We start from the raw sequence: 19,005 nt of genomic DNA, 5'->3' as shown, positions 1-19,005 counted from the left end.
CATTCGTCGACTCTTGCCGCGAAATCAGCCGGGAGTCACTCGAAAACCTTCGTGATGGTCACCCCGCCTCGCTGGCACGCTCGCGCCAGCTGAAGGGGCCGTTGCGCTCGTAGATCCAGCGGTACTGCGTCGTCATCTGGTTCGTCCGCTTGTAGCGGAAGCCCAGGCTGCCGAAGACGATCAGGATCGCGACGTCGACGAGGTAGTAGTGGAGGGACAGGAAGTGTCCCTCGAACAGTGCGAAATGGATGAAGCGCACGCCGACCCCCAGCACGAACATGTAGGGAATCACCGTCCAGTACGGCCGCCAAGTCTGCGCGATGGAGCGGCCCGACTGCCATGCTGCCAGCCCGCCCATGATGATGGAAACGAGGAGAAACAGTCCAAACGAGCTCTCTTCGTAGAGGACGCCCTGCATGATCGCGCCTTCCGGATTCAGTGGTGGCCACCCTCGAGGTACGCGGCGCGCACCTGGGGGTTGGCGAGGAGTTCCTTGCCCGTCCCGGAGAGCGTGACGAGGCCATTGACCATGACGTAGCCGCGGTGCGCGAGCTTCAGTGCATGGTAGGCGTTCTGCTCCACCAGGAAGACGGTAAGCCCCTCCGTTCGGTTGAGGTCGCGGATGGCGTCGAAGATCTGCTTGACGATCAGGGGCGCCAGTCCGAGCGAGGGTTCGTCGAGCAGCAGCAGGCGGGGGCGCGCCATCAGCGCGCGTCCGATGGCCAGCATCTGCTGCTCGCCGCCCGACAGCGTGCCGCCCCGCTGCGTCAGGCGTTCCCGCAAGCGGGGAAAGAGCGTGCAGACGCGCTCGAGATCCTGGTCGAAGTGCGCAAAGCCGTCGAGCGAGGCCCCCATCTGGAGGTTCTCGTAGACGGTCATCCGCGGGAAGACGCGCCGCCCCTCGGGTGACTGCGAGATGCGCAGTCGCGCAATCTCGTGCGTCGGCATCTGCGTGATGTCGCGGCCGTCATAGATGATGCGGCCCTCGCGGGCTCGCGGCGATCCGAAGATCGTCATCATCAGCGTCGACTTGCCGGCGCCGTTGGCGCCGATCAGCGTCACGATCTCGCCGGAGTCGACGTCGATGTCGACGCCCTTCAGCGCGATGATGTTGCCGTAGTAGGTCTTGACGCCACGGACCGCGAGAAGCGGCTCCTTGGCCCGTTGTGTGGGCGCAGGCGAGGCGCTCATCTGGCGGCTCCCGTTCCGACTTCCTCGGCGACCTTCTCCACCTCGGCCTCGACCTCCTCGACCTCCTCGTCGTCCACGCCGAGATAGGCGGCGATGACCTTGGGATCGTTCTGCACCTCGGAGGGCGTGCCGTCGGCGATCTTGGTGCCGTAGTCGAGCACGACGACGTGGTCGGAGATCTGCATGACCACGGACATGTCGTGCTCGATCAGCAGGATCGAGGTCTCGTGGTCATTGCGGATCGAGCGCAGGAGCGTGTTTAGCTCGAGGCTTTCCTTGGGGTTCAGGCCCGCCGCCGGCTCGTCGAGGCAGAGCAGGACGGGATTGGTGCACATGGCGCGTGCGATCTCGAGCCGGCGCTGTGCGCCGTAGGGGAGTTCGCCCGCGGCATCGTCCGCGCGGTCGGTGAGCGAGGTCTTTTCGAGCCAGTACTTGGCGAGCTCGACCGCCTCGCGCTCCCGCGCCTTGTAGCCGCCGATGCCGAGCACGCCGAGGACGGTCATTCCGGAGGCGACCATCAGCGGATTGTGCTGCGCGATGAGCAGGTTTTCCAGGACGGTCATGCCCTGGAAAAGGCGGATGTTCTGGAAGGTGCGCGCGACGCGCGCCTTGGCGTTGATCTTGAAGTCCGGCAGGCGCTCCAGCAGCCAGGACGAGCCATTGGGGTGCCGCAGCGTGATGCGCCCCTCGGTCGGCTTGTAGAACCCGGTGATGCAGTTGAAGACCGTGGTCTTGCCGGCACCGTTGGGGCCGATGAGCGCCGTGATGTCGCCCTTGTGCACCTCGAAGGAGAGGTCGTTGACGGCGACGAGGCCGCCGAACCGCATGGTGACGTGCTCGACATGGAGCAGCGCGGAGGAGGTCGAGGCAGCCATCAGCCGTGGCCCTCCTTCATCATCGAGCTCGAGACGGCGCGACGCTCCTTGAGAAAGGCCGTGGGCTCGCGCTGCGAGATGAGGCCGCGCGGCTTCCACAGCATGATGAGGACCATGGCGAGGCCAAACAGCAGCGTGCGGTACTGCGTGGGGTCGAAGCTTTCACCGAAGACCTGCTTCAGCACGTCGAGTTCGCGCAGGATCTCGAACCCGCCCACCAGCAGCACCGAAGAGATCACCACGCCGATAATGCTGCCTGCGCCGCCGAGCACGACGATCGCCAGCACCTGGGCGGATTCGATGAAGGTGAAGCTCTCGGGCGAGATGAAGCCCTGGCGCGCGGCGAAGAAGCAGCCCGCGAAGCCGCCGAACATGGCGCCCAGCGAGAAGGCGGTGAGCTTGGTGTTGGTGGTGTTGATGCCCAGCGACCGGCAGGCGATCTCGTCCTCGCGCAACGCCTCCCAGGCCCGGCCGATCGGCAGGCGGCGCAGGCGCACGGTGACGTAGGCGGTCAGCAGCGCCAGCAGCAGGATGACGTAGTAGAGGAAGATGGTGCGGTAGATCGGGCTGAACGGCAGGCCGAAGACGGCCGCGAAGCCTTTGTCGGACGCGTTGAAGGGGATGCCGAAGAAGGACGGCCGCGGGATCGAGGAGATGCCGGCATAGCCGTTGGAGAAGGCGACCCAGTTGATCAGCACGAGGCGGATGATCTCGCCGAAGGCCAGCGTGACGATGGCGAGATAGTCGCCTCGCAGCCGGAGCACGGGAAAACCGAGCAGAATGCCCCAGAGAGCGGCCAGCAGCCCCGAGATGGGCAGGCAGATCCAGAACGCCCAGACACCGAGCTCGGGGAAGGTCGCGGGGATCACCTGCGTCGCGATGAGGGCGTAGGCGTAGGCGCCGACCGCATAGAACGCGACGTAGCCGAGGTCGAGAAGTCCGGCGAGGCCGACGACGATGTTCAGGCCCCAGCCCAGCATGATGTAGATGAGGATCTGGATGCCGAAATTGTCGATCCACTTGATCGCGCCGGCATTGCCCGTCAGCGCCAGCGCCACGGCGGGGTAGACGGCGATGAAGCCGATGAAGGCCGGGCCGAGCCACTTGCTGATGGTGGAGCCGCGCCCGGTATAGGACCCGGCCGCCTGCATGGAGCCGCCGGCGATACCCCTCTGCCAGAGAAGGCCGAGCGCCACGGAGGCGATGCCGGCCGCGGCAAGCGAGCCGCTCACGGCGGCGAAGCCGGAGCTGATCCCGACGACGATGGCGATGGTCGCGATGACGGTGCCCAGCACCACCATGATCTTCGCGACACCGTCGCTGATGGACCGGTGCAGGACGGCCAGTGCCAGGATGACGAGGCCGACGACGAGCAGGCCGATGGTGAAGGAGTCGACGCCGGCACTGGCCGCGCGCAGCAGGAGGCCGAGCAGCACATAGGCGCCGCTGACCAGCAGCAGGCGCGTCATGGTGTCGGCAAACATCGAGATGATGAAGCGGCCGATGAAGACGCCGAGGCAGGCGACCACGACGAGGCCCGGCCTCGGCGTCAGCACCAGCTGGTTCGACATGTTCTGGTCGGTGCGCAGCAGCAGGATCGGGAAGGCAAGGCCGAGCATGACGAGCGCGGCGAAGCCGGCGTCGCGCAGGGCCTTGCCGATCGAAACGTCGTTGCGCAGGACACTTGCCGCCGCGGGCGCGCGGACGGCGATGGGCTCGGAAGCTGGCGAGGTCATCGGGTCACACCTTCTCCACTTCCGGCCGGCCGAGAATGCCGGTTGGCAGGAAGATCAGCGTGATCGCGAGGATCGAGAAGGCTGCGACGTCCTTGTAGTCGATGGTGAAGCAGGCCGACCAGAAGGTCTCGATGAGGCCGATCAGCAGGCCGCCGAGCACGGCGCCGGGCAGCGAGCCGATGCCGCCCAGGACCGCCGCCGTGAAGGCCTTCACGCCCGGGTTGAAGCCGTCGGAGAAGCTCACGACGCCGTAGTACATGAGGTACATGACGCCTGCCACGGAGGCGAGCGCGGCGCCGATGACGAAGGTCAGCGAGATCGTCTTGTCGACGTCGATGCCGAGCAGTGCCGTCATCTTGCGGTCCTGCTCGCAGGCGCGCTGGGCACGGCCGAGCGGCGTCTTCTGCACCAGCCACCAGAACACCGCCAGCAGCACCACGGTGACGACCATGATGATGATCTGCTTGTAGGCGAGCACGACGGAGGTCGAGCCCTCGCCCATCAGCGTGATGGTGCCGGGAAGCATCGGGGGCAGGGGCTTGTTGCGCGGCCCCTGCACGACCTGGACGAGGTTGGCGAGGAAGATCGACATGCCGATGGCCGAGATCAGCGGCGCCAGCCGGAACGACCCTCGTAAGGGTCTGTAGGCTATTCGCTCGATGGTCCAGTTCCACAGCCCCGTCAGCGCCATGCCGAGCACGAGCACGATGATGAGGGCGGGAACGACGGCGAGCCCGATCCATGCGGTCGCGATCATGAACAGGATGAGCGCAATGAAGGCGCCCACCATGAAGACGTCGCCATGGGCGAAGTTCACCATGCCGATGATGCCGAAGACCATCGTATACCCGATGGCGATCAGACCATAAATGGACCCCAGCGTGAGCCCGTTGATGAGCTGCTGGGGCAACTGGTCGACGCTACAATACATGAGAGAAGCCACTCCCCTCCTGGCGCGGCCTGCGGACGGGAAGGCGATCTGGAGCCGCCATTGTCGCAAGCAAGCAGCGTGCCCGCAGGAGCCCGCGCCGGTTTACGGTCTCTTACCAAGTGCGCACTCCGCCCACAATGATGGGCCGTCATCTTTCCGACAAAAAGGGGAAATCGCGGGGAGACCCCCAGTCCGTGGTGGGAAACGCGGTTGAGGGCGATGTCGCCGCCGTTTTCCGCCCGGCGCATGTCACCCATGCGCCGCCGGGAGCGGGGCTCAGCCGCGATCCTTGACCTGGAAGCCATGGGCCAGGGGATCACGATCGTCGATGAAGATCGTGTTGTAGCCGGTCATGCGCGCCCAGCCTTCGATCGACGGGATGATCGCCTCGCGGTCGCCGAGCGCGGTCTTCTCCTCCACGCGCCCGCGGAACAGCGTTCCGATGATGGATTCGTGGACGAAGTCGTCACCCGGGCCGAGCCGGCCGCGGGCCGCCCATTGCGCCATGCGCGCCGAGGTGCCCGTGCCGCACGGCGAACGGTCGATCGCCTTGTCGCCGTAGAACACGGCATTGCGGGCATGCGCCTCGGGGTGCCGGGGCGTTCCTGTCCACATCACGTGGGACAGCCCGCGGATGGCCGGGTTCTCGGGGTGCACGAAGTCGAATGTCTCCCGGAAGGCCGCCCGAACCTTAGGGCTCCAGCGCAGGATGTCGGAGGGATCGACGTGCTCGAGCCCGGGGAAAGCCTTCTGCGGCTCGACGATGGCGTAGAAGTTTCCGCCATAGGCGACATCCACCGTGATTTCGCCCAGCCCCTCCACCTCCGCCGTCAGCCCGGCGGCATGCAGGTAGGAAGGCACGTTGGTGATGCGCACGCTCTCCACGAAGGGGCCGCTCTGGACGTAGCGGGCGACGACGAGCCCGGCCGGCGTGTCGATTCGCAGAACGCCAGGCTCCCGCGGCGTCACGAGGCCGCGCTCCAGCGCCATCGTGACCGTGCCGATCGTGCCGTGCCCGCACATGGGCAGGCATCCTGAGGTCTCGATGAAGAGGAAGGCGATGTCGCAATCCTCCCGGGTCGGCGGGTAAAGGATCGCCCCCGACATCATGTCGTGACCGCGCGGCTCGAACATCAGCCCGGTGCGGATCCAGTCATATTCGGCGAGGAAGTGGGCGCGGCGCTCCACCATGGTGCTGCCCTCGAGGCGGGGGCCGCCCCCCGCCACGAGGCGCACCGGGTTTCCGCAGGTGTGCCCGTCGACGCAGAAGAAGGTGTGTGTCGCCACCGCCGCTGTCCTACTCGGCCGCGAGGCGCGGGGTGAGGGCAGGGCGCGTCTCCAGCGCCCGACGGACGATCGCCTCGATGCGGGTGCGCTCGGCGCCTGCAAGCGCCTGGCGGGGCGCCCGGCAGCGATCGCTGCACCCCGTCACGACGGCTTCCACGAGCTTGATGTTCTGGACGAGCCGGGCGGAGACATCGAGGTCGAGAAGCGGCTGGAACCAGCGGTAGAGCACGATAGCCTCGGCCATCCGGCCCTGGCGGACGAGGTCGTAGATCGCCACCGTCTCGCGCGGGAAGGCGCAGACGAGGCCGGCGACCCAGCCCACCGCGCCCGCAGCGAGGCTTTCCAGCGCCAGGTTGTCGACGCCGGTGAACACCGCGAACCGGTCACCCTGGGCGTTGGCGATCCGCGTCACGCGGCGGACGTCGTCGGAGGATTCCTTGACCGCCACGAAGAGCGGGTCGGAGGCGAACTCGCCGAGCAATTCGGGTGTGATGTCTACGCCGTAGCTGACCGGGTTGTTGTAGATCATCACCGGCAGCCCGCCGGACTTCGCGACGGCCTTGTAGTGGGCCACGGTCTCGTGCGGCTCCGACTTGTAGGGCACGCCGGGCAGCACCATGAAGCCCGCGGCGCCGGCCTTGGCGCCGGCCTCAGCCAGCGCCTGGGCGCGGCGCGTGGAGCCGTCGACGACGGTCAGCAGCACCGGTATCTTTCCTGCGGCCACGCGGATCGCCGTCTTCAGGATCTCGATCTTCTCGTCGGGATCGAGCGTGGAGGCTTCGCCGAGCGAGCCGCAGACGATCAGCCCGTGAACACCGGCGTCGACCTGCAGAGCGAAGGAGCGCTCCATCTCGGCGACGTCCAGCCTGTCGTCGGCCGTGAACTTGGTGGTGACCGCCGGAAAAATGCCTGCCCAGCTCATCGCGCTCTCCTCGCCAAAGGGCCTCGACGGCCGCTCTCATATATCAGTAATATATCAGACCATCTTCGCCGCGCAACGCGCTCCGCCGGGTTCCTGTGCACGGCTGGACCTCGCGCGGCGCATGGGTATTGTCGACCTTCAGGGCGACCGGTTCAACAAGAGCATGGAGGAGGGAGCCGTGGCGGTGGGCGGCCAGACTCACAGCGGGGTTGCGGGCGAGGTCCCGTCGCGGCCAGGTGAGCCGGCGAGACAACGCGAGGAGACGCTTGCCGACAGGGCCTACCGCCTCATCGAGCACGACATCGTCCGGCTGGCACTGCCGCCGGGGTCGAGGATCACGGAGCAGGAACTCGTCGATCGGGTGGCGCTGGGCCGCACGCCGGTCCGCGAGGCGGTGCAGCGACTTGTGTCGGACGGGCTGCTGATCGTGTTTCCGCGCAAGGGCATGGCCGTGGCGGCTCTCGAACCGCTGCAGGTGTTGCTGGCGATGGAGGCCCGGCTTCCGCTCGAGCAGTTGGTGGCCGCCGCGGCCGCCAAACGCCGCAGCGACGTCGACCAGGAGGAGCTCGTCCTGATCGGGCGCAGCATGGCGGATGCGGCCGAGAAGGAGCGGCACGACCTCTACATGCAGTTTGACCGCGCGCTGGACGAGCAGCTCGGCCGCATGTCCGGCAACCCCTACGCCGCCCGGGCGCTGCATCCGCTCCAATCCATGGCGCGGAGGGCCTGGTTCGCCTACCGGCGCGAAATCGACATGGTGAAGGCCGCGGCCTGTCATGTCGACGTCGTCGAGGCCGTCGGCCGGCATGACCCCGATGCCGCGGCCGCGGCGGTCGGCGGCCTCGTCAGCCACGTGCGAAACGGCCTGCGGGAAGCGATCCTCGCCACCTGAGCTTCGCTGCCGATTGCCATGGGGCACCTGGAGCGCCATATCTGCGGCGTCCCAGGAGCGTCATTCCCCGATGAGCAGGATCACGCGGCCCGTTCCGCCCGAAGCACCAGCCGGCGGAGAGGCCGCGCACGGGGCGGTACCGCCGCCCAGCTTCCGCGAGGGAATGAGCAGGCTCGCCACCGCGGTCAGCATCGTGGCGACCGACGGTCCCGCAGGCAAGGCGGGCTTCACGGCAACCTCCGTCGCGTCGGTGTCCGATGATCCCCCGACGCTGCTCGTCTGCCTCCAGCGCATCGCGCAGTCCGCTCCGCGGCTCGTCGCCAATGGCGGCTTCAGCGTCAACACTCTCCTGGCGGAGCAACGCGAGCTCGCCGAGATCTTCGCCGGCCGGACGGGCCTGCACCTCGAGGAGCGGTTCGGCCACGGGATGTGGACGGCCGGGGAGGGCGGCGTGCCGGTCCTCGACGGGGCGGCTGCCGTGTTCGAGTGCCGTCTGGTCGAGGTCAGGGACATCGCGACTCACCACGTCGTGTTCGGCGAGGTCACGGCCGTGCGGCTGGGTCCGCACGGGCCGAAGCTGGTCTACGCAGAACGAGCCTTCCATGCTCTGTGAGGGGTGACCGCGAACCCATTCGCGCTGCGCTGCAGCATTAGAGTGCTGGAATCGGTGCAAAATGCCGCGATTCCGTACGGATTTTTTCGCGTGATCGACGCTTGACCCTGCTTTCGGGGCGTATCACACTCCAAAGCTGTACAGTTTCGACGGTGGGGACGGCCGGCGCACAGTGCAGCGCGCGTCTTCTCCCGGGACAGTTCAAGAGCCGCCCCCCGCGGCGACCAGAAAGCGGAACCCCGTCGGGCATCCGCGCCCCAGTGGAGGAATCAGGACAATGGCCACAGTGACGCTGACGGTGAACGGGAAGACCGTCTCTGGGAACGTGGAGCCGCGCACGCTTCTCGTGCAGTTCCTGCGCGAGAACCTGCGCCTGACAGGCACCCACGTCGGCTGCGACACGAGCCAGTGCGGGGCCTGCGTCGTCCTCGTGGACGGCCGCGCCATCAAGAGCTGCACCGCGCTGGCGGTGTCCGTCGACGGGTCGAGCGTCACGACGATCGAGGGTCTCGCCCAGGGTACGGAGCTGCATCCGATGCAGGCGGCCTTCCGCGAGCATCACGGCCTGCAGTGCGGCTTCTGCACCCCCGGCATGATCATGTCGGCGATCGACATCGTGAACCGCAAGGGTTCCAGCCTCGACGAGCACACCATCCGCGAGGAGCTCGAGGGCAACATCTGCCGCTGCACCGGGTACCACAACATCGTCAAGGCAGTCGAAGCCGGCGCGAAGGCGATGGGCTCGGCCGGACACAAGCTCGCCGCGGAGTGAGCCGACCGCGGGGCGGCGGAACGAGGCGCGTGGCCGGCAGGGACCGGCCCGCGCATGCAGGCGATCCAGCATCGGTCCGTGATCTCAGCGAGCGCCCCGCGACGCAGCCAGCCGCGGCAGAACTGACGACAGACAGAACGAACGGCCGCCTCGACGCGGCCACCAGGAGGGAACCATGACATCGACTGGTGTTGGCGCGCCCGTGCGCCGCAAGGAGGACTTCCGGTTCATCACCGGCAAGGGCCAGTACACGGACGACATCAACCGCGCCGGACAGGCCCACGCCTATTTCCTGCGCTCGCCGCATGCTCATGCGAACATCCGCAAGATCGACGCTTCGGCAGCCCTGGCGTCTCCGGGCGTGCTCGCCGTGCTGACCGGCGACGACCTCGCGGCCGACAAGATAGGCGGCCTGATCTGCGGCTGGATGATCCACTCCAAGGACGGCTCGCCGATGAAGGCCGGGCCGCATCCGGCGCTCGCGCAGGGCAAGGTTCGCTATGTCGGCGACCACGTCGCCGTCGTTATCGCCGAGAGCTATGCCCAGGCCCGCGACGCGGCCGAGGCGGTCGTCGTCGACTACGACGTGCTGCAGGCCGCCGCCGATCTCGCCACGGTCACCAACAAGGGCGCGCCGCAGATCCACGACGTGTCCTCCGACAACGTCGTCTATGACTGGCACCTCGGCGACAAGGCCGCCACCGAGGCGGCGTTCGCCAAGGCCGCCCATGTGACGAAGCTCGACCTCGTCAACAATCGCCTGATCCCCAACGCCATGGAGCCGCGCGCCGCGGTCGGCGAGTACGATTCGGGGCAGGACGCCTACACGCTCTACACGACCAGCCAGAACCCCCACGTGGCCCGCCTCGTGCTTTCGGCCTTCGTCGGCATCGCGCCGGAGAACAAGCTGCGCGTCATCGCTCCCGACGTGGGCGGCGGCTTCGGCTCGAAGATCTTCATCTATGCCGAGGAGACGGTCTGCGTCTGGGCGGCGAAGAAGGTCGGCCGTCCCGTCAAGTGGACCGCGGAGCGGACGGAAGCCTTCCTGTCCGACGCACATGGCCGCGACCACATCACCCATGCCGAGCTCGCCATGGATGAGCGTGGCCGCATGCTGGGCTTGCGGGTGAAGACCCGCGCCAATCTCGGCGCTTATCTCTCGACGTTCTCGAGCTGCGTGCCGACCTACCTCTACGCCCCGCTGCTGTCGGGCCAGTACGACATCCCCGCCATCTACTGCGAGGTCGAGGGCGTCTACACCAACACGGCGCCGGTCGATGCCTATCGCGGCGCCGGCCGTCCAGAGGCGACCTTCGTCGTCGAGCGCATCGTCGAGGTGGCGGCCCGTCAGGTCGGCCAGGATCCGGCGGCGTTCCGCAAGCGCAACTTCGTCAAGAAGTTCCCGCACCAGACGCCCGTGATCATGATGTACGACACGGGCGACTACAACGCGTCGCTCGAGAAGGCGCTCGAGATCGCCGACTACAAGAACCTCGGCAAGCGCAAGCGCGAGAGCGCCCGCAATGGCAAGCTGCGCGGCATCGGCTTCTCAGCCTACATCGAGGCCTGCGGCATCGCGCCGTCGGCGGCGGTGGGATCCCTCGGCGCCGGCGTCGGCCTGTGGGAATCGGCCGAGGTGCGCGTCAACCCGGTCGGCACCGTCGAGGTGCTCACCGGCTCGCATTCGCACGGCCAGGGCCACGAGACCACTTTCGCCCAGCTCGTGTCGGACCGCCTCGGCATTCCGATCGAGCAGGTCTCCGTCGTGCACGGCGACACCGACAAGGTGCAGTTCGGCATGGGCACCTACGGCTCGCGCTCCGGCGCGGTCGGAATGTCCGCCATCGTCAAGGCGCTCGACAAGGTCGTCGCCAAGGCCAAGAAGGTCGCCGCCTATGCGCTCGAGGCCTCGGAAGGGGACATCGAGTTCAAGGAGGGCCGCTTCTCGGTCGCCGGCACCGACAAGTCGCTGGCCTTCGGCGAGGTCGCCCTGCAGGCTTACATCGCCCACAAGTTCTCCGGCCAGGAGCTGGAGCCGGGGCTGAAGGAGGGCGCGTTCTACGACCCGACCAACTTCACCTTCCCCTCCGGCGTGCACATCTGCGAGGTCGAGGTGGATCCGGAGACGGGCGTCACGAAGATCGACCGGTGGACGGCGGTGGACGATTTCGGCCACGTCATCAATCCGATGATCGTCGAGGGCCAGGTCCATGGCGGCATCGCCCAGGGCGTCGGCCAGGCGCTGCTGGAAGGGGCCCGCTACGACGCGTCCGGCCAGCTGGTGACGGCGAGCTACATGGACTACACCATGCCGCGCGCCGATGACCTGCCGTCCTTCGCGGTGGGCACCACCGTGACGCCGTGCCCCTCCAACCCGCTGGGCATCAAGGGTTGCGGCGAGGCCGGCGCCATCGCCGCGCCGCCGGCCGTGATCAACGCCATCACCGACGCCCTCGGCCACGAGGACGTCCCCATGCCGGCCACGCCCCAGGTGGTGTGGAAGGCCGCGCAGAAGTCCATCCGCAAGCAGGCGGCAGAGTGAGGCTGAGGCGGTAGGGCGGAGACCGCAGAGGCGACACCGGCTCCGGACCATGTCCGGGCCGTGCTGCCACCCGATCTCCCCCTGCCGCCGACTGCCGAACTGCCCACTGCCCAATCGCATTCTCCATCGGAGACCCGACCATGTACTCCTTCTCCTACGTCTCCCCGAAGACCGTCCGGCAGGCGGCGTCCGCGCTGGCCAAGTCCGAGGACGCCAAGCTGCTCGCCGGTGGCCAGACGCTCCTGCCGACCCTCAAGCAGCGCCTCGCCCAGCCCTCCATCCTCGTCGACCTGACGAAGGTCGAAGGCCTGTCCGGCATCGAGCTGAAGGGCCGCACGCTGGTCATCGGCGCCGGTACCTGCCATGCCGACGTGGCTGCCTCCACCATCGTGCAGCAGGCCATCCCGGGCCTGGCGGCGCTGGCCGAAGGCATCGGCGACCCCGCCGTGCGCAACCGCGGCACGATGGGCGGCTCGATCGCCAACAACGATCCGGCTGCCGATTATCCGGCGGCGGCGCTGGCGCTCAACGCCACGATCGTCACCAACAAGCGCAAGATCCCGGCCGAGCAGTTCTTCACCGGCATGTTCGACACGGCGCTCGATGCCGGCGAGATCATCGTGAAGGTCTCCTTCCCGATCCCGTCCCGCGCGGCCTATGCCAAGTTCCCGAACCCGGCTTCGCGCTATGCCATGGTCGGCGTCTTCGTCGCCAAGCGCGGCTCCGATGTCCGCGTTGCCGTCACCGGCGCCGGCTCGGGCGGTGTCTTCCGCGCCACGGAACTGGAGGAGGCGCTGAAGAAGCGCTTCTCGCCGAAGTCGCTGGAGGGTGCGACGGTCTCCGCCGCCAACCTGAACAGCGACATCCATGCCTCGTCCGACTACCGCGCCCACCTCGTCGTCGTGATGGCGAAGCGCGCGGTTGCCGCCGCCATCGGCAAGTGATCGGGCGGGGGCGCGGCCCGCGAGGTCGCGCCCCCGTTCTTTTTGTCGTTCCCGGCGGCGCGGAGCGCCGGGAAGGAAAGCCAGGCTGACCCGCGTGTAGCCCCTCGATCCTCTTACCGCGGCCTCACCGCGGCGGGGATGACGCTTTCAAAGCGCCGCTTTACCTCCCCCCGCATGACAGGAGCCTCCGGCCGGGCTTGCCCCGGGCGCTTGGTTCTTTATGTGTGAGCGGCAGACCCCCGGGCCGGCTCAGGCATGGCCGGCATCGATCCCTTCTGGCGCGAGAGCACCTTCTTCATGGCCGCATCCCTTCCCGGCAGCATCGACGAGACCCTGAAGCTGCTGTCCTCCGGCAACTACGTCGCCGATCGGGCGCTGGCGACCGTCGTGTTCCTTGCGCTGCGCATGGGGCGGCCCATCCTGCTGGAGGGCGAGGCCGGCGTCGGCAAGACCGAGATTGCCAAGGTGCTGGCCCAGACGCTCGGCCGCCGGCTGATCCGGCTGCAGTGCTACGAGGGGCTGGACGTCGCCTCGGCCGTCTACGAGTGGAACTATGCCGGCCAGATGATGGCCATCCGCCTCGCCGAGGCCGAGGGTGCCGTCGACCGTGACCGGCTGGAACACGACATCTTCTCCGAGCGCTATCTCGTCAAGCGTCCGCTGCTGCAGGCGCTCGCGCCCGACCCGTCCGGCGCGCCCGTGCTGCTGATCGACGAGCTCGACCGCACCGACGAGGCCTTCGAGGCCTTCCTGCTCGAGGTGCTGAGCGACTTCCAGGTGACGATCCCCGAACTCGGGACCATGAAGGCCGACTACGCGCCGATCGTCATCGTTACCTCCAACCGCACGCGCGAGATCCACGACGCCCTGAAGCGCCGCTGCCTCTACCACTGGGTCGACTTCCCCTCCGCCGACCGCGAGCTTCAGATCCTGAAGTCGAAGGCGCCGGGCGCTCCCGCCCGCCTGTCGAAGGAGATCGTCGGCTTCGTCCAGGCCATTCGCGCCGAGGAGCTGTTCAAGGCGCCGGGCGTGGCCGAGACGCTGGACTGGGCCACCGCGCTGGTCGAGCTCGATGCAGTGGCGCTGGACCCGTCCGTGGTGGCCGACACGCTGGGCGTGCTCCTGAAGTACCAGGACGACATCCAGAAGATGCAGGGCTCGCGCGTGAAAAAGCTCCTCGACGAGCTGAAGGCCGAAACGACGAACACGAAGGCCAAGGCGATCTGATGCCTCTCTGTCTTTCCCGGCCGGAGCGCCGAAGGCGCGCAGGGGAGGGGAACCCACAGGCCAAAAGGCTCTGGACCAATGCTGGATCGCCGTCCCGCGGCTTTGCCGCGCCGCGGATGACTGCGGTGAGCGCCTGATGTCCGGTTCCGTATCCACTCTCCTCGGCCAGGAAGGCGAGCCCGGCAAGCTCGCCGAGAACATCGCCTATTTTGCCCGCGCGCTGCGCGAGGCGGGGCTGCCGGTCGGCCCGGGATCGGTGCTGGACGCCGTCGCGGCGGTCGAGACCGCCAGGGTCGGCACAAGAGCCGACTTCTACTGGACGCTGCACGCCGTGTTCGTGAAGAAGCACGAGCATTCCGACGTCTTCACCCAGGCCTTCCGGCTGTTCTGGCGCCGCAAGGGGTTGATCGAGAAGATCATGGCGACGATGTCGCCGACCTCGCCCAAGGCGAAGGACGAGCCCAGGAAGCCTGAGGCCGGTTCGCTGCGCGCTGCCCAGGCCTTGCTGAAGGACAGCCGCAAGGAAGAGGAACTCGAGGAGGAGCAGACCGAGCTGTCTGCCCGCCTCACCGTGTCCGAGCGCGAAATCCTGCAGACCAAGGATTTCGCGCAGATGTCGGCCGAGGAGATCGCCCGCGCCGCGCGCGCCATCGACCGGCTGCGCCTGCCCGACGACGAGGTGCTGACCCGCCGCATGGTGGCGGCCGCGCGCGCACCGCGGATCGACCCGCGCCGCTCCTTCCGCAACAGCCTGAAGGCCGGGGGAGCGGTGATCGAGCTGGCGCGCAGGGAGCCGGGCGTCCGGCACCCTCCCGTCGTGGCGCTGTGCGACATCTCGGGCTCGATGGCGGAGTACACCCGGCTCTTCCTGCACTTCCTGCACGCCCTGACCGACAAGCGGCGCAAGGTGCACACCTTCCTGTTCGGCACGCGGCTCACCAACGTGACCCGCTCGCTGAAGAGCCGCGACCCCGACGAGGCGCTGGCGCGCTGCTCCCATCAGGTGCAGGACTGGTCTGGCGGCACGCGCATCGCCACATGCATCCACGAGTTCAACCGGCTGTGGTCCCGCCGCGTGCTGGGGCAAGGCGCCGTGGTCCTGCTCTTCACCGACGGGCTGGAGCGTGACGGCAGCGGCGAGCTGCCGCAGGAGATGGATCGCCTGCATCGCTCCTGCCGGCGGCTTGTGTGGCTCAATCCGCTGCTGCGCTTCGACGGCTTCGAGGCGCGGGCGACCGGGATCCGCGCCATGCTGCCGCATGTCGACGAATTCCGGCCGATCCACAATCTCCAGTCCATGGAGACGCTGGTGCAGGCTCTGGGCAAGGACAGCGCGACCGAGGCCGATCCGCGCCGCTGGCTTCGCCGGGTGGCCTGAGCGGCCCGCGCCCGCGCGGCAGGCGGATGCCAGACCGGACGGCGCCGCAGGGGTCCTGCGTCCCGATCGGGACTATCATGACGGGAAAGGCACGACTATGAGCGCGAAGGAGAGCACGTCCATGCTTTCGACCGACGACGACATTCTGGCCAGCGCCGAGTCCTGGCGCCGCGAGGGCAAGGGCGTGGCCATCGCCACGGTCATCGAGACGTGGGGCTCGGCCCCGCGCCCGGTGGGCAGTCACCTCGTCATCGACGATGACGGCAATTTCCTCGGCTCCGTCTCGGGCGGCTGCGTCGAGGGCGCCGTCGTCACCGAGGCCATCGACGTGATCGACAGCGGCAAGCCGCGCGTGCTGGAGTTCGGCGTCGCCGACGAGACCGCCTGGAAGGTCGGCCTCTCCTGCGGGGGCCGCATTCGGGTCTACGTCGAAAAGGTGGGTTGATGGCGCACGCCGACGTCCTCCTCGCCTTCGCGCTGGCGACCGCGATCTTCGCCTATTTTCCCGGGCCGGCGCTCCTCTACACGGCGGCCCAGACGCTGGCGCGGGGACGGCGGGGCGGCTTCATGGCGGCGCTCGGCATTCACGTCGGCGGCTACGCCCATGTCGCCGCGGCCACGCTCGGCCTGTCCGCCATCTTCCGGCACGTGCCGGAACTGTTCCTGGCCGTGAAGATCGCCGGTGCGCTCTACTTGGTCTGGCTCGGGATCCAGATGGTCCGTTCGCGCGGGCTGGGCGAGATGCCCCATGTTGCCGACAAGACCGCAAAGCGGGCCTTCGTCGAGAGCATCGTCGTCGAGCTCCTGAACCCGAAGGTGGCGATCTTCTTCATCGCCTTCCTCCCCCAGTTCGTCGATCCCGCCGCGGCACTGCCCGTCTGGGCGCAGTTCCTGATCCTGGGCGTGATCGTCAACATTGCCTTCTCCTCGGCCGACGTGATCACCGTGTTCCTCGCTTCCGCTCTCAGCACGCGCCTGAAGCGGACCGAGGCAGCCCAGCGCATCGCAAAATGGGTGGGCGGCTCGCTGCTCGTCGGCCTCGGTGCACGCCTCGCCCTCGACCGTTCCTCCTGACCTGACGGAGACGCAGCCATGGATCTTGCCCTCCTCACCGCGATGAACGCCGAGCGGGCGGAACGCCGGGCGGCCATCCTCGTCACGATCACCGCCACCGGCGCGCAGCGCCTCGTGCGGGAGGCGGACATCGCGGCCGATCCGCTCGCCCCGCTGCTGGCCGAGCGGCTTCGCACGGGCAAGAGCGGCATCGCCGAGACGCCGGACGGAGAGGTGTTCCTGACGGTCCAGGTGCCGCCGATCCGCATCCTGGTCACGGGCGCGGTGCACATCAGCCAGGCGCTGGTGCCGATGGCGCAGGTGCTGGGCCACGACGTCATCATTGTCGACCCTCGGACGGCCTTTGCCACGCCGGAGCGCTTTCCGGACGTCGAGCTGCACGCCAAGTGGCCGGACGACATCCTCCCCGAGCTCGGCGTCGACCGCTACACGGCCTTCGTCGCGCTGACGCACGATCCCAAGATCGACGACCCCGCGCTGGATATCGCCCTCAGGTCGGGCTGCTTCTACATCGGTGCCCTCGGCTCGCGGAAGACGCACGCCAAGCGGGTGGAGCGGCTGAAGGAGCGGGGGTTCGACGAGGCCACCGTGGCACGAATCCGGGCCCCCATCGGTCTTCCCATCGGGGCGATCAGCCCGGCGGAGATCGCGCTGTCGGTGCTCGGCGAAATCACCGCGACGCTGCGGCTCGACCCCGCGGCGTCCGGCGGCGGCCACCGGCCCGCGCGCGACGCGGCCTGAGGCGCCCGGCATGCAGTTTGGCTCCGTTCCGCTCGACAAGGCCGAGGGCTCCGTCCTCGTGCACTCCGTGAGGCTGCTGGACGGTGCCGTCAAGAAGGGCACGCGCCTCGGTCCGCACGAGATCGCCCTGCTGCGCGCCGGAGCGGTAGAGCGTGTCGTCGTGGCCCGTCTCGATCCCGGCGATGTCGGCGAGGACGAGGCGGCGGGACGACTGGCTGCCGCGGTCGCCGGAGCGGCGGTCCGGGTGGAGAGGCCCTTCACCGGGCGCTCCAATCTCTATTCCGAGGCGGCCGGTGTCCTCGTCGTGGACGCGCGCGCCGTCGACGCGGTCAACACGATCGACGAGGCGATCACCGTCGCCACGCTGCCGGCCTGGAAGGCCGTGCAACCCGGCGAGATGATCGGCACCGTCAAGATCATTCCCTTCGCCGTCCCGGGAGACCTTTTGGAGCGCAGCCTGTCCGCGCTGGCAGCCCCCGCCATCCGCGTCGCGCCGTTCCGGCCTCTCAAGGTCGGCGTCGTCTCGACGCTGCTGCCGGGGCTGAAACCGTCCGTCGTGCGCAAGACCGTCAAGGCCCTTGCCGCGCGCCTCGCTCCGGCCGGGGCCACGATCGTCGCGGACCGGGAGACGGCACATGACGAGGTTCCGCTCGCCGACGCCGTCGCCACGATGGTGCGGGGCGATGCCGACCTCGTCGTCGTTTTCGGCGCGTCCGCCATCACCGACAGGCGCGACGTCATCCCCGCCGCCATCGAGAGGGCGGGCGGCCGCATCGAGCATTTCGGCATGCCGGTTGATCCCGGCAACCTGATGCTGGTCGGCGAGGTCGCGGGCAAGACCGTGCTCGGCGCGCCCGGCTGCGCCAGGAGCCCGCGCGAAAACGGCTTCGACTGGATCCTCCAGCGCCTGCTCGCCGGCATTCCCGTGCTGCGCGAGGACATCATGCGCATGGGTGTGGGCGGCCTGCTGATGGAAATCGTGCTGCGCGGCCAGTTGCGATCCGGCGAGGAGGGCGGAGGCCCCGAGGCGGAGGAAGGGGAGTAGATGGCGACGGACCTCTCGGGAATCGGCATCGTTGTCCTGGCCGCCGGGCGCTCGACCCGGATGGGTGCCAACAAGCTGCTGCAGGACCTCGACGGCTTTCCCCTCGTGCGGCATGCCGTGCAGTCGGCGGTCGCCTCGGGGCTCGAGCCGGTGGTCGTCGTCACCGGGCACGAGGAGGACGCCGTCAGGGCCGTGCTCGGCGGCCTCGATGTCACGTTCGTCTCCAACCCTTCCTTTGCCGACGGCCTCTCCACGTCGCTGCGCGCCGGCATTGCCGCCCTTCCGGAGACGGTTGACGCCGCGTTGGTGATGCTGGCCGACATGCCGCTGGTCGAGTCCGGCCTGCTGCGTCGCCTCGCAGCCGCGTTCCTCGCCGAGCCCGCCGGCCTTGCTGCCGTGCCGGTGCACGAGGGACGGTGGGGCAACCCCGTGATCGTCGCCCGCGCGCTTTTTCCGCGCATCGAGGCGCTCACCGGGGATGCCGGGGCGCGCAAGCTCCTGGAGGGCATGAAGGACGAGGTCATCGAGGTCGCAGTCAGCGAGGAGGCCGTGGAAGTCGACGTCGACACGCCGGAGGCGCTGGCGAGGCTGCGGGACCGGGAGTAGGGCTGGAGCGCGGGTCTTCAGACCCGCCTTGCACTCCCAGGCCTGCCTGATGCCCTGCACCGGTCGGAGCAGTACTTCACCTCGTCCCAGACCCGTTCCCACTTCTTGCGCCAGGCAAAAGGACGCCCGCAGGACTCGCACGTCTTCTGGGGCAGGTCCGACTTCTTGCGCATCTTCGCCATGCCAGCCTTACGCCTCACCGGGCCTGGCGGATGCGTCAGGCTGACAC

At 68.3% G+C, this 19,005-nt stretch carries 20 protein-coding genes and 1 pseudogene; 12 read left to right on the top strand and 9 right to left on the bottom strand.

Annotation, left to right across the window (positions count from 1 at the left end; all coding sequences use genetic code 11):
* Positions 1-58 precede the first annotated feature (58 nt).
* The 8 genes and pseudogenes from AC5JCN_RS07800 to AC5JCN_RS07765 form a co-directional block, all read right to left on the bottom strand.
* Positions 59-418, bottom strand: coding sequence for a DUF6867 family protein (locus AC5JCN_RS07800; protein ID WP_495754469.1), 360 nt, complete (start codon positions 416-418; stop codon positions 59-61).
* Positions 419-435: 17 nt separating this feature from the next.
* A complete protein-coding gene (locus AC5JCN_RS07795; RefSeq protein ID WP_495754468.1) occupies positions 436-1,191 on the bottom strand; it encodes an ABC transporter ATP-binding protein in 756 nt (251 codons plus the stop codon).
* Positions 1,188-2,066: an ABC transporter ATP-binding protein gene (locus AC5JCN_RS07790; RefSeq protein ID WP_495754467.1), complete on the bottom strand. Its 879-nt coding sequence runs from the start codon at positions 2,064-2,066 to the stop codon at positions 1,188-1,190. Before AC5JCN_RS07790 ends, AC5JCN_RS07795 begins: the two co-directional genes overlap by 4 nt.
* Entirely contained in the window at positions 2,066-3,367 is a 1,302-nt protein-coding gene (livM, locus tag AC5JCN_RS07785) for a high-affinity branched-chain amino acid ABC transporter permease LivM (protein ID WP_495754944.1), read from the bottom strand. Before livM ends, AC5JCN_RS07790 begins: the two co-directional genes overlap by 1 nt.
* A 171-nt stretch (positions 3,368-3,538) precedes the next feature.
* Positions 3,539-3,802: pseudogene (locus AC5JCN_RS07780) on the bottom strand (DUF3382 domain-containing protein); the annotation flags it as partial.
* 4 nt (positions 3,803-3,806) lie between these two features.
* The gene (locus tag AC5JCN_RS07775; protein ID WP_495754943.1) at positions 3,807-4,733 is read right to left on the bottom strand and encodes a branched-chain amino acid ABC transporter permease; all 927 of its coding nucleotides are present in this window, start codon (positions 4,731-4,733) and stop codon (positions 3,807-3,809) included.
* Positions 4,734-5,009: 276 nt separating this feature from the next.
* Entirely contained in the window at positions 5,010-6,020 is a 1,011-nt protein-coding gene (locus AC5JCN_RS07770; protein WP_495754466.1) for a 4-hydroxyproline epimerase, read from the bottom strand.
* Positions 6,021-6,030: 10 nt separating this feature from the next.
* Entirely contained in the window at positions 6,031-6,942 is a 912-nt protein-coding gene (locus tag AC5JCN_RS07765) for a dihydrodipicolinate synthase family protein (protein ID WP_495754465.1), read from the bottom strand.
* A gap of 121 nt (positions 6,943-7,063) precedes the next feature.
* Between AC5JCN_RS07765 and AC5JCN_RS07760 the strand changes: the two genes are divergently transcribed.
* The 12 genes from AC5JCN_RS07760 (at position 7,064) to AC5JCN_RS07705 (ending at position 18,776) form a co-directional block, all read left to right on the top strand.
* On the top strand, positions 7,064-7,834 hold the full coding sequence (locus tag AC5JCN_RS07760; protein ID WP_495754464.1) for a GntR family transcriptional regulator: 771 nt from the start codon (positions 7,064-7,066) through the stop codon (positions 7,832-7,834).
* 70 nt (positions 7,835-7,904) lie between these two features.
* The gene (locus AC5JCN_RS07755; RefSeq protein ID WP_495754463.1) at positions 7,905-8,447 is read left to right on the top strand and encodes a flavin reductase family protein; all 543 of its coding nucleotides are present in this window, start codon (positions 7,905-7,907) and stop codon (positions 8,445-8,447) included.
* Between the two features lie 277 nt (positions 8,448-8,724).
* Positions 8,725-9,219, top strand: a complete 495-nt coding sequence (locus AC5JCN_RS07750) for a (2Fe-2S)-binding protein (RefSeq protein ID WP_495754462.1) — start codon at positions 8,725-8,727, stop codon at positions 9,217-9,219.
* A gap of 175 nt (positions 9,220-9,394) precedes the next feature.
* Positions 9,395-11,761: a xanthine dehydrogenase family protein molybdopterin-binding subunit gene (locus AC5JCN_RS07745; RefSeq protein WP_495754461.1), complete on the top strand. Its 2,367-nt coding sequence runs from the start codon at positions 9,395-9,397 to the stop codon at positions 11,759-11,761.
* A gap of 140 nt (positions 11,762-11,901) precedes the next feature.
* Entirely contained in the window at positions 11,902-12,705 is an 804-nt protein-coding gene (locus tag AC5JCN_RS07740) for an FAD binding domain-containing protein (protein ID WP_495754460.1), read from the top strand.
* 255 nt (positions 12,706-12,960) lie between these two features.
* A complete protein-coding gene (locus tag AC5JCN_RS07735; RefSeq protein ID WP_495754459.1) occupies positions 12,961-13,932 on the top strand; it encodes an AAA family ATPase in 972 nt (323 codons plus the stop codon).
* Between the two features lie 136 nt (positions 13,933-14,068).
* Positions 14,069-15,310, top strand: coding sequence for a vWA domain-containing protein (locus AC5JCN_RS07730; protein ID WP_495754458.1), 1,242 nt, complete (start codon positions 14,069-14,071; stop codon positions 15,308-15,310).
* Positions 15,311-15,431: 121 nt separating this feature from the next.
* On the top strand, positions 15,432-15,755 hold the full coding sequence (locus AC5JCN_RS07725) for an XdhC family protein (RefSeq protein WP_495754457.1): 324 nt from the start codon (positions 15,432-15,434) through the stop codon (positions 15,753-15,755).
* On the top strand, positions 15,755-16,384 hold the full coding sequence (locus AC5JCN_RS07720; RefSeq protein ID WP_495754456.1) for a LysE family translocator: 630 nt from the start codon (positions 15,755-15,757) through the stop codon (positions 16,382-16,384). The genes AC5JCN_RS07725 and AC5JCN_RS07720 overlap by 1 nt, the downstream gene beginning before the upstream one ends.
* Before the next feature lie 18 nt (positions 16,385-16,402).
* Positions 16,403-17,125: an XdhC family protein gene (locus AC5JCN_RS07715; RefSeq protein WP_495754455.1), complete on the top strand. Its 723-nt coding sequence runs from the start codon at positions 16,403-16,405 to the stop codon at positions 17,123-17,125.
* A 10-nt stretch (positions 17,126-17,135) separates the two neighbouring features.
* Complete coding sequence (locus tag AC5JCN_RS07710; protein WP_495754454.1) at positions 17,136-18,170, top strand: molybdopterin-binding protein; 1,035 nt, start codon at positions 17,136-17,138, stop codon at positions 18,168-18,170.
* Positions 18,171-18,776, top strand: a complete 606-nt coding sequence (locus tag AC5JCN_RS07705) for a nucleotidyltransferase family protein (RefSeq protein WP_495754453.1) — start codon at positions 18,171-18,173, stop codon at positions 18,774-18,776.
* Positions 18,777-18,793: 17 nt separating this feature from the next.
* Here the strand turns inward: AC5JCN_RS07705 and AC5JCN_RS07700 are convergent, their stop codons facing one another.
* A complete protein-coding gene (locus AC5JCN_RS07700) occupies positions 18,794-18,958 on the bottom strand; it encodes a DUF2256 domain-containing protein (RefSeq protein WP_495754452.1) in 165 nt (54 codons plus the stop codon).
* Positions 18,959-19,005 lie beyond the last annotated feature (47 nt).

The sequence above is a fragment of the Alsobacter sp. genome, from assembly GCF_059501845.1.
The sequence above is the reverse complement of the archived record's forward strand: the minus strand, read 5'-3'. Positions and strand labels throughout refer to the sequence as shown.

Bases quoted from the DNA above. Each gene is read 5' to 3' on its own strand.
- AC5JCN_RS07795 (WP_495754468.1), bottom strand. From the start codon at position 1,191: ATGAGCGCCTCGCCTGCGCCCACACAACGGGCCAAGGAGCCGCTTCTC.
- AC5JCN_RS07740 (WP_495754460.1), top strand. From the start codon at position 11,902: ATGTACTCCTTCTCCTACGTCTCCCCGAAGACCGTCCGGCAGGCGGCG.
- AC5JCN_RS07745 (WP_495754461.1), top strand. From the start codon at position 9,395: ATGACATCGACTGGTGTTGGCGCGCCCGTGCGCCGCAAGGAGGACTTC.
- AC5JCN_RS07710 (WP_495754454.1), top strand. From the start codon at position 17,136: ATGCAGTTTGGCTCCGTTCCGCTCGACAAGGCCGAGGGCTCCGTCCTC.
- AC5JCN_RS07760 (WP_495754464.1), top strand. From the start codon at position 7,064: ATGGGTATTGTCGACCTTCAGGGCGACCGGTTCAACAAGAGCATGGAG.
- AC5JCN_RS07730 (WP_495754458.1), top strand. From the start codon at position 14,069: ATGTCCGGTTCCGTATCCACTCTCCTCGGCCAGGAAGGCGAGCCCGGC.
- AC5JCN_RS07735 (WP_495754459.1), top strand. From the start codon at position 12,961: ATGGCCGGCATCGATCCCTTCTGGCGCGAGAGCACCTTCTTCATGGCC.
- AC5JCN_RS07700 (WP_495754452.1), bottom strand. From the start codon at position 18,958: ATGGCGAAGATGCGCAAGAAGTCGGACCTGCCCCAGAAGACGTGCGAG.
- livM (WP_495754944.1), bottom strand. From the start codon at position 3,367: ATGGTGGTGCTGGGCACCGTCATCGCGACCATCGCCATCGTCGTCGGG.
- AC5JCN_RS07800 (WP_495754469.1), bottom strand. From the start codon at position 418: ATGCAGGGCGTCCTCTACGAAGAGAGCTCGTTTGGACTGTTTCTCCTC.
- AC5JCN_RS07755 (WP_495754463.1), top strand. From the start codon at position 7,905: ATGAGCAGGATCACGCGGCCCGTTCCGCCCGAAGCACCAGCCGGCGGA.
- AC5JCN_RS07750 (WP_495754462.1), top strand. From the start codon at position 8,725: ATGGCCACAGTGACGCTGACGGTGAACGGGAAGACCGTCTCTGGGAAC.
- AC5JCN_RS07715 (WP_495754455.1), top strand. From the start codon at position 16,403: ATGGATCTTGCCCTCCTCACCGCGATGAACGCCGAGCGGGCGGAACGC.
- AC5JCN_RS07705 (WP_495754453.1), top strand. From the start codon at position 18,171: ATGGCGACGGACCTCTCGGGAATCGGCATCGTTGTCCTGGCCGCCGGG.
- AC5JCN_RS07725 (WP_495754457.1), top strand. From the start codon at position 15,432: ATGCTTTCGACCGACGACGACATTCTGGCCAGCGCCGAGTCCTGGCGC.
- AC5JCN_RS07765 (WP_495754465.1), bottom strand. From the start codon at position 6,942: ATGAGCTGGGCAGGCATTTTTCCGGCGGTCACCACCAAGTTCACGGCC.
- AC5JCN_RS07720 (WP_495754456.1), top strand. From the start codon at position 15,755: ATGGCGCACGCCGACGTCCTCCTCGCCTTCGCGCTGGCGACCGCGATC.
- AC5JCN_RS07790 (WP_495754467.1), bottom strand. From the start codon at position 2,066: ATGGCTGCCTCGACCTCCTCCGCGCTGCTCCATGTCGAGCACGTCACC.
- AC5JCN_RS07775 (WP_495754943.1), bottom strand. From the start codon at position 4,733: ATGTATTGTAGCGTCGACCAGTTGCCCCAGCAGCTCATCAACGGGCTC.